Below are 15,461 nucleotides of genomic sequence, written 5' to 3' on the forward strand. Positions count from 1 at the left end.
ATGCCTCCTTCACCTGCCATTCACATGACAGATGATGCGCATACGGATGATAGATAATTGTGAAAAACGTAACTTCCTCACATGTTCTGCCCTTTCGCGCCCTCATCGACGCCTGCTGGAAAGAGAAGTACACCTCATCACGCTTTGTGCGTGACCTGATTGCCGGGATCACCGTCGGCATTATCGCCATCCCGCTGGCGATGGCGCTGGCGATTGGTAGCGGCGTTGCGCCGCAGTACGGTCTGTACACCTCAGCCGTTGCCGGGATCGTCATTGCTCTGACCGGTGGTTCACGTTTCAGCGTTTCCGGCCCGACTGCCGCTTTTGTGGTGATCCTCTACCCCGTTTCACAGCAGTTTGGTCTGGCAGGCCTGCTTGTCGCCACCCTGATGTCCGGGCTCTTTTTAATTCTGTTTGGCCTGGCCCGCTTTGGCCGCCTGATAGAGTACATTCCCCTTTCCGTTACGCTGGGGTTCACTTCCGGGATCGGTATCACCATCGGAACGATGCAAATCAAGGATTTCCTTGGCCTGCAGATGGCGCACGTTCCGGAACACTACCTGCAAAAAGTGGGGGCGCTGTTTATGGCACTGCCAACTGCCAACCTGGGCGACGCCGCCATCGGGATTGTGACGCTGGGGACGCTGATCGTCTGGCCTCGTCTGGGCATTCGTCTGCCGGGCCATCTGCCCGCGCTGCTGCTGGGCTGCGCGGTGATGGCTGTCGTGAATATGTTCGGCGGCCATGTCGCCACCATTGGCTCGCAGTTCCACTATGTTCTGGCGGACGGTTCACAGGGTAGCGGCATACCGCAACTGTTACCGCAACTGGTGCTGCCGTGGGACATGCCCGGCTCCAGCTTTACCTTAAGCTGGGATTCCCTGCGCGCGCTGCTTCCTGCGGCCTTCTCCATGGCAATGCTCGGGGCGATTGAATCTCTGCTCTGTGCCGTCGTGCTCGACGGCATGACTGGCACCAAGCACAAAGCCAACAGCGAGCTGGTCGGCCAGGGGTTAGGCAACCTCATCGCACCGTTCTTTGGCGGCATTACGGCCACGGCGGCCATCGCCCGTTCTGCGGCAAACGTGCGCGCCGGGGCCACCTCGCCGGTTTCAGCGGTAATCCACTCTGTGCTGGTGATCTTAGCCCTGCTGATCCTCGCTCCGCTGCTCTCCTGGCTGCCGCTTTCCGCCATGGCCGCCCTGCTGCTGATGGTGGCCTGGAACATGAGTGAGGCGCATAAGGTGGTAAACCTGCTGCGCCGCGCCCCGAAAGACGACATCATCGTCATGCTGATCTGCATGTCGCTGACCGTGCTGTTCGATATGGTCATCGCCATCAGCGTCGGGATCGTGCTCGCTTCCCTGCTGTTTATGCGCCGTATTGCGCAGATGACGCGCCTCTCCCCGGTTAACGTGGAGGTGCCAGATGATGTGCTGGTTCTGCGCGTGATTGGTCCGTTGTTCTTCGCCGCGGCAGAAGGTCTGTTCAGCGATCTGGAGTCCCGCATTGCGGGCAAGCGGATAGTGGTCCTGAAATGGGATGCCGTGCCGGTGCTGGATGCGGGCGGGCTGGACGCCTTCCAGCGTTTTGTGAAACGTCTGCCGGAAGGATGTGAACTGCGGGTAAGTAATCTTGAGTTCCAGCCTCTGCGCACCATGGCGCGGGCGGGGGTGCAGCCGATCCCTGGCCGCCTAGCCTTCTACCCTAATCGTGATGCCGCGTTAGCGGATCTGTGAGCCCCCTGATGCAGAGAATCGTCTCTGCATCATCACCCCAATCGCCTGCTGGAGCCATTCAAGCACGGCAGGCGTCATCCATGTTCCCTTCATCAGATGCGGCTCCTGCTGCATGGCCACGCGAAACTTTTGCTGCGTCTCCGGGTTCGTGCCCGCGTACGACTGGAACAGCGCCAGCCAGTTTTCGGCAAGCTTTTGCGCATCGTCAGAGGCGGGGTCGAGGTTTTCCTGCTGCGCCTGATGCAGTTTCGCCACCAGCGGCGGCCACTCCATCATGCGGTCAAAGTAATGTGCCCGGGTAAACGCCATCTCTTCGGCAGAGAGATAGTTCTCCCAGATAATGAGCTTCGACTCGGCAAACGCCCGCGTAATATAGTCGGTCATCTCCGGCGTGATGCCGGTTTGCGCCTGCATCTGCGGCTCTGCGCTGTGCATCTCGTTCAGCCGGGTCAGAAACTCCGGCCTGCCTGCCGTGTCCTGCTCCAGGCGTTCCATCCAGCGCGTGGCCAAGTCCATCGCCCGCGGGTCTGTAACGGGTACGTGCTGTTCCAGCAGGGTATTGACCTCTGCAACCAGCCCCGACCAGATAGCCGCCAGCGCATCCTTCTGCAGGGCAAACGGCAGCTGCTGTAACTCTTCTTTCGTAAACCAGCGATCGTACATATTCATTAACTCCAGAGTCTGTAGCCAGGATTCCAGATCGGGCGTCTCATCGGCGGTAAGCCCGGTACGCAAATCCACCAGCCTGTCACGCAGCGTGTGTATGCTGCGCAACTGCTTATCCAGCAGGCTGATTTGCGCATCGAGGAGTTCCGTTAACGACAGCGACTTTTGTTCCAGAAAATCCCTGATTTCAGCAAGTTCCAGCCCCGCTTTTGCCAGTGCCTGAATCATGTGCAGGCGCTGGACATCCGCCAGGTTATAAAGCCGGTAACCTGCCGCGCTTCTGGCAGAAGGCAGCAACACCCCTGTTTGCTCATAGTGGTGCAATGTTCGCACGGTGATGCCGGCCCGCTTCGCCAGCTCACCCACCTGAATCAACATAACTGCTCCTTTTCTTTGCCAGTGCCGCCACTCTGATGCCTTACGTTACGTGAGGGTCAACCCTTGATGCAAAAAAAAACGACTCCCTGGGGAGTCGTTTCGGTGTTCTTTCGTCCTGGCACTAGCTGTGCTTATGCTGATCGCGACGGCAGCGTTTATCGTAGTGGCGCACCCACCAGTATTTATCGCACACTTCCTCATGGCCGCTCACGCGTGCCCCGGCGAGCCACAATACCGCACCGAGGAAGATGCTCAGAACCGCGCCATGCGCGAAGTATTGCGGGAGATCAAGCTGCGGCAGCTGGTTTAATATTGAATAACCTACGCCGACAACCATCACAAACAGCCCCAAACCCATCAGCACGTTACCGAGTAGCGAAGCGTTTTTGCGTTTCATATGTCACCTCCGGAACTTTGGGTTGTCAGGGGAAAAGCCCCTAATCCTTGTGTGTAAAGTATAGACAACGCCCCTTTTATGAGTTGCGTGAATGATCACAATTACAGATAACTCCCAAACAAAAGTTTACAAATAAGGCTTTGAACAGCTTGAAATTCTAATTGTTCAAATAAGAAATTATTCGTATTTCGCTGAGACGATCGCAGAATTTTGTCAAGCGGCGCGCCAGACAGTAAACTACGCGCCAGATCTGGAACCCATTAGGAATTGAATCGTGACGATTAAACTGATTGTCGGCCTCGCCAACCCCGGCGCAGAGTATGCGGCGACCCGCCACAATGCCGGAGCATGGTACGTCGATCTGCTGGCCGAGCGGTTACGTGCACCCCTGCGTGAAGAACCTAAATTCTTCGGGTATACCTCACGTATCAACCTCGCAGGCGCGGATGTTCGCTTACTGGTGCCCACCACCTTTATGAACCTGAGCGGTAAAGCGGTGGCAGCGATGGCAACGTTTTATCGTATTAATCCGGATGAGATTCTGGTGGCCCACGATGAGCTGGATCTTCCGCCAGGCGTAGCGAAATTCAAGCTGGGCGGCGGGCACGGCGGTCACAACGGTCTGAAAGACATCATCAGCAAGCTGGGCAATAACCCGAATTTTCACCGTTTACGCGTGGGAATCGGCCATCCGGGCGATAAAAACAAAGTTGTAGGTTTTGTGCTAGGTAAGCCCCCGGTTTCAGAGCAGAAACTGATAGACGAGGCGGTAGACGAAGCGGCGCGCTGCACCGAAATCTGGCTGAAAGATGGCTTAACCAAAGCGACAAACCGCTTGCACGCTTTTAAAGCGCAATAATCCATCCAGTACGGCTTTTTTACCGCGCGTGATGCGGGTTACGTGTATAATAGCCGTAGTTATTTACTTTTCATCAATCGGTTATTGTTAACGGATTGATTATCAAGATATTAAGGTGATTTAGAAATGGGATTCAAATGCGGTATCGTCGGTCTGCCAAACGTGGGCAAATCCACCCTGTTTAACGCGCTTACCAAAGCGGGTATCGAAGCGGCGAACTTCCCGTTCTGTACCATCGAACCTAACACTGGCGTGGTGCCAATGCCTGACCCGCGCCTGGACCAGCTCGCGGAAATCGTGAAGCCACAGCGTATTCTGCCGACCACCATGGAGTTCGTGGACATCGCAGGCCTGGTAAAAGGCGCATCCAAAGGTGAAGGCCTGGGTAACCAGTTCCTGACCAACATCCGTGAAACCGAAGCGATCGGCCACGTTGTACGCTGCTTCGAGAACGACAACATCATTCACGTAGCGGGTAAAGTAAACCCGGCTGAAGATATTGATGTCATCAACACCGAGCTGGCGCTGTCGGATCTTGATACCTGCGAACGTGCGATCCACCGTATCTCCAAGAAAGCCAAAGGTGGCGATAAAGATGCCAAAGCCGAGTTGGCGGTGCTGGAAAAATGTCTGCCACAGCTGGAAAACGCGGGCATGCTGCGCTCTCTGGATCTGAGCAAAGACGAGAAAGAGCTCATCCGCTACCTGAGCTTCCTGACGCTGAAGCCAACCATGTACATTGCCAACGTGAACGAGGACGGTTTTGAAAATAACCCGTACCTCGATCAGGTGCGTGCTATCGCCGAGAAAGAAGGTTCTGTCGTGGTTCCGGTTTGTGCCGCAGTAGAAGCCGATATCGCCGAACTGGATGACGAAGAGCGTGACGAGTTTATGGCAGAACTGGGCCTGGAAGAGCCAGGGCTGAATCGCGTTATCCGTGCTGGTTATGCCCTGCTCAACCTGCAGACCTACTTCACCGCTGGCGTGAAAGAAGTGCGTGCCTGGACCATCCCTGTGGGTGCAACTGCGCCTCAGGCTGCGGGTAAAATCCACACCGACTTCGAGAAAGGCTTTATTCGTGCGCAGACCATCGCGTTTGAAGATTTCATCACCTACAAGGGTGAGCAAGGCGCGAAAGAAGCCGGCAAGATGCGTGCGGAAGGGAAAGAATACATCGTTAAAGATGGCGATGTGATGAACTTCCTGTTCAACGTCTGAGTCGTCTTGAATGAAAAAAAACCACGCCCTGGCGTGGTTTTTTTATTGCGGGGTCAAAAGACATTGTCTAAGAGTTCTGTTTTCATGCTGGGTTCAAAAGGGATGATTTCAGTCGTCGCGAGCTTTAACCTCTGAAAAGGATCCTCGCGTAATCGCTCTTCAAGAGAGGCAAGACTTTCACATTTCGCGAGAATGACCCCACCGATTCTCGGCACCCGTCTTCCGGATGCGAGGAAAATTCCCTCTGCATACCCTTTTTTTAGCCACTCGACATGCGCAGGTATTGCTGCGTCAATCTCTTCGAGTGGTTTGATATAGGTTAAAATGACAATATAAACCGTGCTCATCCTTTGCCTCTCAGCTGTGTTTTTAGCCGTTTGTTGGAATTGCTTATGCAGTTCCTCTGTTGCCATCGGGTATCGTTATCATTTTGGGCACATTTAATCTTAATATGCAGGGCCCGATCGAGACAACGCGTTATTCTTCCTATTCCACGAATAGAACCAGTCATGCCAGCCGTTTTGCTTTACCACATAGCTACAGGCCACAATCACTTCCTTTGACTGGTTGAAAGTTAAGTAATAGAAAATAGCGCCTTCAGGAGGTGCAGACCAAAATAGTTTTTCGCCCCGAGCATTGAAGATGGTCAAAACGGTTGGTAATGGCTTTGGTTGGCTTAACGCAAAGACTAACTGGCGTGTTGAGTCGACCATTGCAGAGTCTAAAAATGGCATCCTAACCCGTATGTTACGTTCACCACACGCCCACTGAAGCAGGTCATTTTCTTTAATACAAATGAGATTTTCAATCATCGGTAAACCTCAACTTTTAAAGCTTGATCTGTTTCAGATCACCATCAAAAAGCCCCACAAGATATACCCGGTATCGGGCTGGTTGCACTTCTTTATACGTTAATATAGTAGAAAACTCCTTTACACACTTTGAACATGTGTTTTTCGAAACATATAATTGGCTTTCATCGTATATATACTTCTTATGTTCACTAACAAACTTTACACCTCTCATTTTCTTAACCAAAAAGTCTTTTACCTCTTCAGAGAGCGAGTCAAATTCATATGAGTTTACGATAGAATAGATTATTACTCCCTCGCATTCAGGGCATGCTATTTCTGCGCCAGAATCTAAAAAGTCATTATCTATGCCATCCAGGACTAGTACCTTCTTTTTCAGTCGATTAGTTATTCTCATTTTTTATAACCTTTTAATTTTATTAATCAATAATGTCATTCAGTCAAACATTCCATTCGATATAAATTCCACAGTCGAAGCTTTTCTCATTAGACTGTACAATAATGCTTCCCCACTCATGATGCCACTGAGTTCCGTATGGAGGCGTACTAATTTTAAGTTTAGGGCGTGAGGTTATTTCACTATCAACCCATGCTGTCAAGCGCTGTTCTTCTTCAGATAAATTACGCAAATTGGCTCTTTTATCCCAATCCCATAAAGTTTTATAAAAATTCCCATTCTTACTGGTAAGGAATATGCAAGGAGAAAAAGAAAACACAGAAGGCCTCAGTTCTAATATGAAAGTTTGATCTTTCCAATCGATATTATCAATAGAGAAATAATAAGAGCCTATTGTATTCAACGGAGAGAATAACATGTAAAATTCGGAGTTTTTAAAAGTCTCAACATCCTTTAACTCGAGGGGGTAATTGTTAATAGCCACAAAGCCACTATTAACATCAAAATTCATTTCTAACATATCTAAACCACCTTGTCTGGAAGTGACTACATTATATTCCAGGTTAAATATATCCCGTGATTAAATGATTTTATCTCATATGAGACAGAAACCCGCCCCCATTCAAAGCGCCACCTAATCATGTCTGTTTCCATGGTATCAGGCGTGTCCAGATTGAGTGATTCTTTTAGCCAATCAGATAAGCTTTTCACTGATTCATTTAGCATGTGAATATTAGCTCGCGCATTCCAGTCATTTAATGCGTTATAATACTGACTGTTTTTATCAACAAGATGAAGCATAAAAGGAAAACCATAGCACAACGGGCGTATAGTAACTTGAAATTCTTTGTCGAAAAACGCTACTGAGTCAACAAGGTAGTGATTCGGCATGGTTTTATTTACAGCTTTTCGCTTGATTAATTCGTGGTATAAACCACTCTTACAAAAGCCTTCTTCAGTATCAATTCCCAAAGGAAGATCATCAAATGTCAGATCACCGGTAATCGGATTTAAATTGAATTCAATCATGTTCCCCTGCTTTACTTTTGACTGTCTAACAAGATCTTAATGATATAGTCGACTTAACATGATAACAGCCATATGACGATAATTTTCCGTGTAAAATCACATTTGTTATAACATTTACAATAATATCCACATAGCAATAAAGTCTTATTGCCAATGGTGCAATAAGTCAATCCACATTTCTTTTTCCCCAGCGATAACTTTTATGCCATCTTTATTTTGTTTTACATACTGCATGTATGTTTCATAAATAGCTCTTATCATCACCGTTTTTTCAGAGCGAGATCCTTCAATCAAAGTCATTATTTTTTCTAAATAAATTGATGAATTCACTCTTTCGTTGAAAAAAACAATGAGGTAATCGAGTACTTCGTTATATGAATCGTAATTCATGACAGGCTTCTCTGAGCTCTTATTTCGATTTATTTTAGCACATCCAATGTTAGCTTTAAATTTAAAAAACACCTTCTTTAAGAGGATGATTTTTTATTCCACCCCAGGGATCGTCTAGCAAAAACTTAGCTGCAACAGTTTCTTTTGTCGGTACGAGCGTGAAATTATAATAAATTTCATCTCCTTCACAAACTTCATAAAACAGTGAATAAGTTTTATCATTTAATCCTAAGCTTAAATCAAATTTTTCAGTTGCTGAAGCGACTTGTAATTTATGTTGTTCCGTAACAAAAAATGGCACAACGATGCAGCGCTGAGAATTCTCATCTAAATTGAAAGATTGTTCTACTTTAATATTCACGTTTGCGCCAAATGCATCATCTGGCAATGGATCAAATATTACATAATCCTTATGAAGTACAGCACCTTGTGAAATATTTCCTTTCCCCCACTGACTCAGTTTCTCATCATAGTCTCGGGATCGTAACAATATTTGACTATGCGAAATCAGTAGATTAACTATTTGTATGTTTTTATTGTTCATTACCTTACCTCGATTTTTATTCTCGTTACACCTGACTGCTCTGATAAAAACGTTACCAATATTAGACCCTGCACCACAGTTACTGCTCTTTGATATCCGTCATCTCTTGCCAGTTTTGCTTATAAAAATTTATTGCCATATATTGAACAACTGCCTCCATATCTCCTGTTCCTCATGAGCAAGGACTCTATAATCTTGAGTCTTTCGTCTATATACCATAAAGCATGAGTCTATAGATCGAATAGAAACCGTTTTTTCTTTTCGACAACCCTCTAAAATAGATTGCATATCCTTGAGGCAATTATAATCAAGAATATATTTTTGAAAAAATAATTCCAGAAAATCCAATACTTCATTATAAGATTGCAAATTTATCATAGTTCCTCTGAGAAAATATCAATCTTTATACTAGTCCCAGCCACATCAATAACAACAATTGAATTATCTGGCATCTTATTCAATTTACATTTACCCTTATTAATTGTAGTGAATATATTGTTAACGTTCAATGGCTTCTTAAGAAAGATCTTCTTCTGTTACCAATCCATTAACAAAGATGGAAAATGAATTTGTCAGATATCTCTGAAGTTTTATGTGATTCTCTTGCATAGTCAAATACTCATCAAAAGAATCTGTAGCAAAGTATACAATTGAGTAATTATCTAAATCCAGACAGAAGAAATTCCCTCCCCAATCATTTGCGAAGGGAAAAAGGTTTTTTGGGATCACTTGCCTATCCAACATGCTGATATAGCAACCATCAATTAAAGATCTAGGGTCATCATTTGTCTGACTATTATAAATAAACGGTTTAAACCCAGCCACCTCTACTGGTTCAAAATCTTCATCATCGGCCCACCAACTTTTCTCAGGAGTGCCACCATTAAATTGCAGATAATGTGAAATGAAATCATCAGGAAGAATAATAGATAATTCTTCTTCATTTTTAGCAATATCTGCACGTCCAATCTTTTTTTCACAGTTACTGAAATGATTCATATATTATTTGGCCAGATGATCAAAAAAATCGCGAATTTATTTAAGGTGTTTATGAGCTGTTGCTGTATGAAAATTAGCTTAGGAAGCCCGCCTCCCCTGATGATCAAATATTTATCAGAACATTGTCGACAAGCTCAAAGCCTGAAACCCCCATTGTTGTGTAATTTGGATATTCCGCAACAGATAAACGCCTGATTTCGTCCTCCCCATCATATAAGCCGCCAGCATAATTAAATATTTTTAATTCTTTTTTTTCTTCAGTAAGATTAGCGTGGCCAATAATTTTCCAAATGCCTTTGCTAATATTCTGATTGCCAGTGAAAACAACCTTCATCTCTTTGCCAAACTTTTCAAAAAATAAAGGTCTCAGTGAACTGTTATCTTCAAGCTCCTCCGTATTCTGTATTGATAAAATGCAGAAACCTATTGCTTGCTTAAACTTTTGTTTTGGAGCAAATACAATCTGGCAAATCGCAAATTTCCCATTACTCATCGGAATGACAAAGATGTCACCCTCTTTGTATTTTACTTTCATAAGCTATTACCTTTCAGAATTGATAACGCATCTTTCAATACTTTTCCACCCCAATCACTGTTATGACCCGCAATATCATATGTGCTAGCATTTGGGTTATAAGGACTAAATGATCTGATTTTATTTATGAGATTTGTTAAGGAGATCACTGATTTAGCTCCACCATTAAGAACCATAATCCTTTGTACCAGGAATTTAATTTCCGCTTTGGTCAAATTATTATCAAATATAGACAACTGTTCCAAATGTGATTTACCCGGTATATTAGCATGGCTATTCAAACGAGCTGGAGCTTCCCCACGTCCTCCATAGATAATATTCTTTTCATCGTGAAGGGTTATCGTCCCGCTCTTCCCACACCAGGTTATTGCGGCAATCTTAATCCAGGCAGAGGGACCAGCGGCGCAGCGCTGGGTGTGCAAGGGGAAGATTATATCATTAAAAAATGCGATGTGATAAACTACTTTTCAATATTTGATTTGTTTTGAAAAAAATTCACGATTTGACGTGGATTTTTCAATGTTCTGAACTAGATGATTAATAAATCAAACATTATAGCCTAAATATGCTATTACTTTCTTTATCCATGTCCAGACTTCCTAACGCTCCAAGATCTAAAGAATAAATCTCATCAGTACCTTTACGCAAATTCAAAAAGTATCCCAAATCACCATCTTGACCAATCAATAAAACGTCAGGCTCCACCGATTTAATTGTGTATGTATTATTTCTTTCAAGCAAGTCAAAACAATTGAAAACATAAAGCTGGCCACCATTTGCTCGTTGAATTTCATAAGAGTAGCTATCTTTGACGTTCTCAATCATAAAGCGCTTATATTCAGAAGGTAAAGACGTGTGTATAATCTTTTCAACTTCATTTAACTGATCAATTAAATCTTGCTTTTCCATATCGGCTTACCTATAAATGAATAAATCCTATGTTAAGATAAATATTATCTCCATTAGGTTCGCATTTATTGATGAATTAGTTGTAATTATTAATAAGGGCAATTATTGTTTCTTTCCTGAAACTAACCAGCCATTAATTGCATAATAAAAAATGGAATAAAAACCCAATTTTTCTTATCAATGCTCTATATATTCAGCGCAATGGTTAAAGATTGATAGAATCTTTATTTATAAACACCAAGCTCTTCAGATCTTGAAATTAATTCATCTTGTAAGGAGCCTTGTATTTCATCGCCGTCATATTCAAGTTTAAAATCCCCATCTATATTTGGAGGGAAACGTGAACCATCGATTGTTCCGAGAACAGTAGAAGTTGTATCAACAATGACCAACCTAAGGAAATTGAAAATTTTCTCCTGTTCTTCTGGGGATAGTTTATGAATTACACTTCTTGCCCGCGAATAAGGATCTTCATCACCATTTGACCTGGATAAGTCAGATAGATTATCAATATAATAATTTAGCGTATCGCCTAAAAGCTCGGCAAGTAATGATCTCACAACTAACTCATCTTTATTCACATTATCTCCTACATTTTTGCCCCGCTTGATGAGCATCAAGTCCTGTGTTACCTCGCTAAACTATATCTCTCAAATCAGTGTAGACGTAGGTCAGCGGGACGTCTCCATGCAGTTCCTGCAGCAGGCTGAACCCTTCCCGGACAAACCAGGTGGTCACCAGCTTACCGGCGGGCTGTCCGCCCAGCACCTGGCGGCTCGTTGCCGGGTAAAACATCCCGACAATGCAGAAGCCCGAGGAGATCGTACTCGCTGCGGGTGGTCAGCAACTACGGGGACTTTCCTGAGGTTGGGGTTATTCGTCGCAAGTATAATAACCGATTATGGAGGTTAAGAGTAAGCAAAGTGCAAAAAAGCAAGCAAGGTGCGCGCAGAAGGAAAAAGAAAATTGTTAAAAATGACTATGTGATGAACTACTTGTATTATTCTATTTTTTATTCAAAGATAAACTCCCTCTTCTAATGAGTTTTCAGTAATCGTTGCTTTTGCAAAGGAAATTAGAATATTTGAATCTTGCTTTTTATATTTAACTTCGTAACTACCAGGTTCTAAAGTAATAAACTCACCTGAAATGGCATCTGAGTCGTCAGGCTCAAGATCTCCGCCAGTGACATCTTCTCCCGCCCCAATGAAAACCTTTCCAGAAGGTACGTTTAAAAATAGCGACCCGGTACATTCATCAACATCTCTTTTAATATGGACTTTATAGGTTCCATCATCTCCAAGATTGAGAAATAACACATTACCTTTATTTATTTCTTCAACTTCATCTTCTGGAAGGCTCCACCAATCTACATCATCGTTAAGTCTATGTTTTAGTGACATTAAATCATAAATCACAATTGTTGCTGTATTTGTTTGGAAATGTATTATTGCATGCATAATTTTCAATACTTAATCTTTTATGAAATAATTAAAAAAATTATTATGTCAAGTTATAATCTGTAGTATCAATCCCAACTCACATTTCAGCGTTATATTTTTTGAGGATTCCAGTCAGAGTAATCAGCTACACGGATTTCATTAAGAACGAGATCCAGTGGAACATGTGCAATGCTATCTGCGATTTCATCATAAGGCGCTGGCAACTCAAATGAAAAACCAAAGTCGTCATTTATAATAATGAAACCATTAAAAATGCGTTGTTTATTAGTCAAGTCGATTATTTGCCTCATCGTGTGACCTGTTTGTAATATGTTATTATACCTCCCCTTATAGCTTACATTACAACCAATCGAAATGATCGTTCCATCTTCAAGGGTAGCGATTGTGATAGTGTCATCTACAATATATGCAAGCCTTTTCTCATCATCAGGCAAAAAATAATCAAAGTAATTTACCTTAAAATCGGTATATAACTCATTCATATATTTACTTATATTTTCACCCAAAAACACGTTACCTAGCGCTCTCCCTGATAAAATATCAGCATAAAAATCAATCATTTACACCCATCCATTCGGAACAAGAATTAAATTATAGTAAATTCCATCTTCTTCACAATTCAGCTCAATGGTTAAAGATTAACATGATGCATCTACCATAGCACACTAAAAAAAAGTATTTTGGAGATATATTTTTACCCTTTAGAGATTACAATGCTCCTATGATCTGTCTCATTTTTTATCCATAACATTTCATCTTGAGGTAACGATCCATCACTGCAGAAATCTACAAGTTCACCTTGCCAATCATCAGGAACATATTTGTGATAAGGCATACTTTCGACATATTGGGAATATAGTCTTTTATTATCAAAGTCTATAAACAAATCTGGCATTAGATCATATATATCCCACCAGGTGGTTTTTTGCGAAAGCCTATTATAAAACTCCTCAGCTATATCATCCTTATTATATAAATAAGCATCTTTAATTAAACCATCAATGAATACCTTTGCGTTTTCTTCATTTACAACTGGTATGTTATATCTTTCCTTATGGATATCCTGTAGGTTTATTTCCATCCCACTTCTCACAAAATCTTCTACCCATTTTGCTCTGTCTAAAATCCACATTTCTTTAAAGGCCACGAACCAATAAAATCTTCCTTCGTTCTTTATTATCACGAGGCATCCGCCAAGGCACGGTATGAGAGATACCAGGTTTTCAACTTACAACGAGCAAACCGTAAATCTATTGTCCTGCCATAGTTTGGCCTTGAAGAATCGAGGGCTCTACAGCGGTTTGAACATTCAAAACCTAATGCCCCCGACAGTGATCTAACATTAATGCCTTAAATCGAATATATTAAATTAAAACGCATTCGACCTTCATTTTTTTCAAGGCTAATGTCATATTCATTGCCAACCACCTTAAATATCTCATCTTCATTCACAAAAAAACCTCTGTACACTATTGAGGAAATTATTTGTCTAAACATATCTGAAGAAACATGTCTTCTTAAACTTTTTAGATCTGTCAAATTATTTCTAACAATATAATACGAATAATTCATTAGAATGAAATTTGATATTAGTAAATTCTTCGTGGATTGATACTTGTCAAAACACTGTTCCAAGGCTCTATAAATTGTTTCTTTAGATTTCTCATAAGTATTAATAAAACTATCAGGATGGCAAAGGTAGCAGTTTTTATCATTAAAAGACAGGTGATTTATATCGTTGTTCGCAACAAACAAAAAATTCAGCACTGATGATTGATAATGTTTTATAGACTTAATATCTTCAAAGTTTTTCTTTTTTTCAAATTGTACATAAAATCGCTCAAGCAAAGACAATATTGAGACATTACCATGCTGAGAAGTATTTATACAAATCCCATCTTTAGTAATGCATAGCAAATTATAAGAGTCATCATCCATGCCCATTTCAAAACACAAAAATCTTAAAAAAAAGATTTTTGCTTTTATAGCGTAATCTTCTTCGTTATCTTTTAAAGAAAACAGTTGATAGATATAAAACAAGATAAAGATATCTTTATCTATACGCTGTCGGTTATCTATTTGAAAAAGATAACCTAATCGAGAAAGGAAAACTTCAAATGCATACTTACCATCTTCACTTAGGCCTAACTTGTTTAACGCACGCTGAAACATAACTTTAGGAAAGCAAGTTTGCCAACGACTCAACTCTACATGCTTCCCATTTACTTTTTTAAAACAAACGGGGAAAAGGTCCGGTTCATCCTGAACATAGATATATTTTCCAAAACTTTCAATCTCTGCTCTCGCATTAGTGAAGTGTTCAATTTTATGTATAAACATTTCAAAAATCATTACGTAATCCTCTTACCACATTTCTTCCAATTACCTTTAGCATCTTTCTTTTCAATCTGGAATGAAGTGATTTTATCATTAAAACGAGAAAGGATATTTTTATCCAGGGTTAAATCCTGGTCGGCTATCATGATTAACCCATATGGCTTTATCACCACGATTATTTGGGACCAATCCGCCTTTACCACCGTGCTCAGAAGCTGATGCAATCGCTTCATCTTTACTCGTATAGCGTATAACTTCCTCTTGTTTTAATCCCAGAAGGTCTATTCGCGTAAGACTATTTGCACCATACAGGTAAAGATTTATCTCCCCCGCCAGCCCTATCGGGTCCTTCTGCGTAAACCGTCCGCAGTCCGGGTGGTAATACCGGAACAGATTGTCGTGCAACCATCTCACAATGCAGGTGTTGCCCCTGCATCCGCAGGTTCTGGGAATATCCTGATCCCTGCGTCTCGCTTTCCCGCAACAGCTTGCCCCAGGCGCTGTTCCCCCCTTCCCAGCGCACCTGCCCTTCGATATCCGTCATCCGCTCTGGCGTGCCGTTGGACTGGCAGTGGAACCAGAAGATTTCCGGCGCTTCCACGCCGTCAATTCGCGCCAGCGGGTCGTAGCTGTCCTGGTCGCTGTAGACATAGGTCAGAGGCACGTCTCCGTGCAGCTCCTGCAGCAGGCGGAACCCTTCCCAGACAAACCGGCTTGCCGGTTAGCTGACCGCGCAGCATCTGCTGGCGCGTTTTGCTGATGCGGCGTCCGAGCGGGTCATAGCGGAAA

21 protein-coding genes and 2 pseudogenes are annotated in these 15,461 nt (G+C 43.2%); 4 read left to right on the forward strand and 19 right to left on the reverse strand.

Annotation, left to right across the window (positions count from 1 at the left end):
• The first annotated feature begins 59 nt into the window (after positions 1-59).
• The gene (gene dauA, locus EKN83_RS01395) at positions 60-1,739 is read left to right on the forward strand and encodes a C4-dicarboxylic acid transporter DauA (RefSeq protein ID WP_045286259.1); all 1,680 of its coding nucleotides are present in this window, start codon (positions 60-62) and stop codon (positions 1,737-1,739) included.
• On the opposite strand, the gene EKN83_RS01400 is transcribed toward dauA, so the two are convergent.
• Together EKN83_RS01400 and ychH are read right to left on the reverse strand one after the other, a co-directional pair.
• Entirely contained in the window at positions 1,725-2,783 is a 1,059-nt protein-coding gene (locus tag EKN83_RS01400; protein WP_126800191.1) for a MerR family transcriptional regulator, read from the reverse strand. The genes dauA and EKN83_RS01400 overlap by 15 nt on opposite strands.
• A gap of 121 nt (positions 2,784-2,904) precedes the next feature.
• Positions 2,905-3,180 carry a stress-induced protein YchH gene (gene ychH, locus EKN83_RS01405; protein ID WP_008499505.1) on the reverse strand — a complete coding sequence of 92 codons (276 nt, stop codon included), beginning with the start codon at positions 3,178-3,180 and terminating at the stop codon, positions 2,905-2,907.
• 274 nt (positions 3,181-3,454) lie between these two features.
• Between ychH and pth the strand changes: the two genes are divergently transcribed.
• Complete coding sequence (gene pth, locus EKN83_RS01410) at positions 3,455-4,039, forward strand: aminoacyl-tRNA hydrolase (protein WP_023336005.1); 585 nt, start codon at positions 3,455-3,457, stop codon at positions 4,037-4,039.
• Positions 4,040-4,165: 126 nt separating this feature from the next.
• Complete coding sequence (gene ychF, locus EKN83_RS01415; protein WP_020690896.1) at positions 4,166-5,257, forward strand: redox-regulated ATPase YchF; 1,092 nt, start codon at positions 4,166-4,168, stop codon at positions 5,255-5,257.
• Positions 5,258-5,310: 53 nt separating this feature from the next.
• Here the strand turns inward: ychF and EKN83_RS01420 are convergent, their stop codons facing one another.
• The 9 genes from EKN83_RS01420 to EKN83_RS01465 form a co-directional block, all read right to left on the reverse strand.
• Positions 5,311-5,604 (reverse strand): YciI family protein, encoded by a 294-nt coding sequence (locus EKN83_RS01420; protein WP_126800207.1) that lies wholly within the window; start codon positions 5,602-5,604, stop codon positions 5,311-5,313.
• Positions 5,605-5,703: 99 nt separating this feature from the next.
• Positions 5,704-6,069 carry a hypothetical protein gene (locus EKN83_RS01425; RefSeq protein ID WP_126800192.1) on the reverse strand — a complete coding sequence of 122 codons (366 nt, stop codon included), beginning with the start codon at positions 6,067-6,069 and terminating at the stop codon, positions 5,704-5,706.
• Between the two features lie 16 nt (positions 6,070-6,085).
• Positions 6,086-6,466, reverse strand: a complete 381-nt coding sequence (locus tag EKN83_RS01430) for a hypothetical protein (protein WP_126800193.1) — start codon at positions 6,464-6,466, stop codon at positions 6,086-6,088.
• A 43-nt stretch (positions 6,467-6,509) separates the two neighbouring features.
• Positions 6,510-6,986 (reverse strand): hypothetical protein, encoded by a 477-nt coding sequence (locus EKN83_RS01435; protein ID WP_061714950.1) that lies wholly within the window; start codon positions 6,984-6,986, stop codon positions 6,510-6,512.
• Between the two features lie 26 nt (positions 6,987-7,012).
• A complete protein-coding gene (locus tag EKN83_RS01440) occupies positions 7,013-7,495 on the reverse strand; it encodes a hypothetical protein (RefSeq protein WP_126800194.1) in 483 nt (160 codons plus the stop codon).
• Positions 7,496-7,639: 144 nt separating this feature from the next.
• On the reverse strand, positions 7,640-7,885 hold the full coding sequence (locus EKN83_RS01445) for a hypothetical protein (RefSeq protein WP_024907057.1): 246 nt from the start codon (positions 7,883-7,885) through the stop codon (positions 7,640-7,642).
• A gap of 61 nt (positions 7,886-7,946) precedes the next feature.
• Complete coding sequence (gene comJ / locus EKN83_RS01450) at positions 7,947-8,429, reverse strand: competence protein ComJ (protein ID WP_045286253.1); 483 nt, start codon at positions 8,427-8,429, stop codon at positions 7,947-7,949.
• Positions 8,430-8,945: 516 nt separating this feature from the next.
• The gene (locus EKN83_RS01460; RefSeq protein ID WP_126800196.1) at positions 8,946-9,428 is read right to left on the reverse strand and encodes an SMI1/KNR4 family protein; all 483 of its coding nucleotides are present in this window, start codon (positions 9,426-9,428) and stop codon (positions 8,946-8,948) included.
• Between the two features lie 103 nt (positions 9,429-9,531).
• A complete protein-coding gene (locus tag EKN83_RS01465; protein WP_126800197.1) occupies positions 9,532-9,963 on the reverse strand; it encodes an immunity 26/phosphotriesterase HocA family protein in 432 nt (143 codons plus the stop codon).
• Positions 9,964-10,232: 269 nt separating this feature from the next.
• On the opposite strand from EKN83_RS01465, the gene EKN83_RS01470 reads away from it, so the two are divergent.
• Entirely contained in the window at positions 10,233-10,451 is a 219-nt protein-coding gene (locus EKN83_RS01470; RefSeq protein WP_126800198.1) for a hypothetical protein, read from the forward strand.
• Positions 10,452-10,515: 64 nt separating this feature from the next.
• Here EKN83_RS01470 and EKN83_RS01475 read toward each other — a convergent pair whose 3' ends face one another.
• The 8 genes and pseudogenes from EKN83_RS01475 to EKN83_RS01505 all read right to left on the reverse strand — a co-directional run.
• Entirely contained in the window at positions 10,516-10,872 is a 357-nt protein-coding gene (locus EKN83_RS01475; RefSeq protein ID WP_126800199.1) for an SMI1/KNR4 family protein, read from the reverse strand.
• A gap of 224 nt (positions 10,873-11,096) precedes the next feature.
• Entirely contained in the window at positions 11,097-11,489 is a 393-nt protein-coding gene (locus EKN83_RS01480) for a hypothetical protein (RefSeq protein ID WP_260591095.1), read from the reverse strand.
• 37 nt (positions 11,490-11,526) lie between these two features.
• Positions 11,527-11,652: pseudogene (locus EKN83_RS23315) on the reverse strand (RHS protein); the annotation flags it as partial.
• A 236-nt stretch (positions 11,653-11,888) separates the two neighbouring features.
• On the reverse strand, positions 11,889-12,332 hold the full coding sequence (locus EKN83_RS01485; protein ID WP_061714945.1) for a DUF6386 family protein: 444 nt from the start codon (positions 12,330-12,332) through the stop codon (positions 11,889-11,891).
• Between the two features lie 92 nt (positions 12,333-12,424).
• Positions 12,425-12,895 carry a hypothetical protein gene (locus EKN83_RS01490; RefSeq protein ID WP_185857648.1) on the reverse strand — a complete coding sequence of 157 codons (471 nt, stop codon included), beginning with the start codon at positions 12,893-12,895 and terminating at the stop codon, positions 12,425-12,427.
• Between the two features lie 134 nt (positions 12,896-13,029).
• Positions 13,030-13,482: a hypothetical protein gene (locus EKN83_RS01495; RefSeq protein WP_260591092.1), complete on the reverse strand. Its 453-nt coding sequence runs from the start codon at positions 13,480-13,482 to the stop codon at positions 13,030-13,032.
• A gap of 203 nt (positions 13,483-13,685) precedes the next feature.
• Positions 13,686-14,687 carry a hypothetical protein gene (locus EKN83_RS01500; RefSeq protein WP_126800202.1) on the reverse strand — a complete coding sequence of 334 codons (1,002 nt, stop codon included), beginning with the start codon at positions 14,685-14,687 and terminating at the stop codon, positions 13,686-13,688.
• A pseudogene (locus EKN83_RS01505) lies at positions 14,687-15,461 on the reverse strand (RHS repeat domain-containing protein); the annotation flags it as partial. The gene EKN83_RS01500 and the pseudogene EKN83_RS01505, both read right to left, overlap by 1 nt.

The organism is Enterobacter sp. WCHEn090032, assembly GCF_003986875.1.
Taxonomy (GTDB): domain Bacteria; phylum Pseudomonadota; class Gammaproteobacteria; order Enterobacterales; family Enterobacteriaceae; genus Enterobacter; species Enterobacter sichuanensis.

Bases quoted from the DNA above. Each gene is read 5' to 3' on its own strand.
- EKN83_RS01435 (WP_061714950.1), bottom strand. From the start codon at position 6,986: ATGTTAGAAATGAATTTTGATGTTAATAGTGGCTTTGTGGCTATTAAC.
- comJ (WP_045286253.1), bottom strand. From the start codon at position 8,429: ATGAACAATAAAAACATACAAATAGTTAATCTACTGATTTCGCATAGT.
- EKN83_RS01460 (WP_126800196.1), bottom strand. From the start codon at position 9,428: ATGAATCATTTCAGTAACTGTGAAAAAAAGATTGGACGTGCAGATATT.
- ychH (WP_008499505.1), bottom strand. From the start codon at position 3,180: ATGAAACGCAAAAACGCTTCGCTACTCGGTAACGTGCTGATGGGTTTG.
- EKN83_RS01440 (WP_126800194.1), bottom strand. From the start codon at position 7,495: ATGATTGAATTCAATTTAAATCCGATTACCGGTGATCTGACATTTGAT.
- EKN83_RS01475 (WP_126800199.1), bottom strand. From the start codon at position 10,872: ATGGAAAAGCAAGATTTAATTGATCAGTTAAATGAAGTTGAAAAGATT.
- EKN83_RS01445 (WP_024907057.1), bottom strand. From the start codon at position 7,885: ATGAATTACGATTCATATAACGAAGTACTCGATTACCTCATTGTTTTT.
- EKN83_RS01480 (WP_260591095.1), bottom strand. From the start codon at position 11,489: ATGCTCATCAAGCGGGGCAAAAATGTAGGAGATAATGTGAATAAAGAT.
- EKN83_RS01500 (WP_126800202.1), bottom strand. From the start codon at position 14,687: ATGATTTTTGAAATGTTTATACATAAAATTGAACACTTCACTAATGCG.
- EKN83_RS01490 (WP_185857648.1), bottom strand. From the start codon at position 12,895: ATGATTGATTTTTATGCTGATATTTTATCAGGGAGAGCGCTAGGTAAC.
- EKN83_RS01430 (WP_126800193.1), bottom strand. From the start codon at position 6,466: ATGAGAATAACTAATCGACTGAAAAAGAAGGTACTAGTCCTGGATGGC.
- EKN83_RS01465 (WP_126800197.1), bottom strand. From the start codon at position 9,963: ATGAAAGTAAAATACAAAGAGGGTGACATCTTTGTCATTCCGATGAGT.
- EKN83_RS01425 (WP_126800192.1), bottom strand. From the start codon at position 6,069: ATGATTGAAAATCTCATTTGTATTAAAGAAAATGACCTGCTTCAGTGG.
- ychF (WP_020690896.1), top strand. From the start codon at position 4,166: ATGGGATTCAAATGCGGTATCGTCGGTCTGCCAAACGTGGGCAAATCC.
- EKN83_RS01485 (WP_061714945.1), bottom strand. From the start codon at position 12,332: ATGCATGCAATAATACATTTCCAAACAAATACAGCAACAATTGTGATT.
- EKN83_RS01400 (WP_126800191.1), bottom strand. From the start codon at position 2,783: ATGTTGATTCAGGTGGGTGAGCTGGCGAAGCGGGCCGGCATCACCGTG.
- EKN83_RS01420 (WP_126800207.1), bottom strand. From the start codon at position 5,604: ATGAGCACGGTTTATATTGTCATTTTAACCTATATCAAACCACTCGAA.
- EKN83_RS01470 (WP_126800198.1), top strand. From the start codon at position 10,233: ATGGCTATTCAAACGAGCTGGAGCTTCCCCACGTCCTCCATAGATAAT.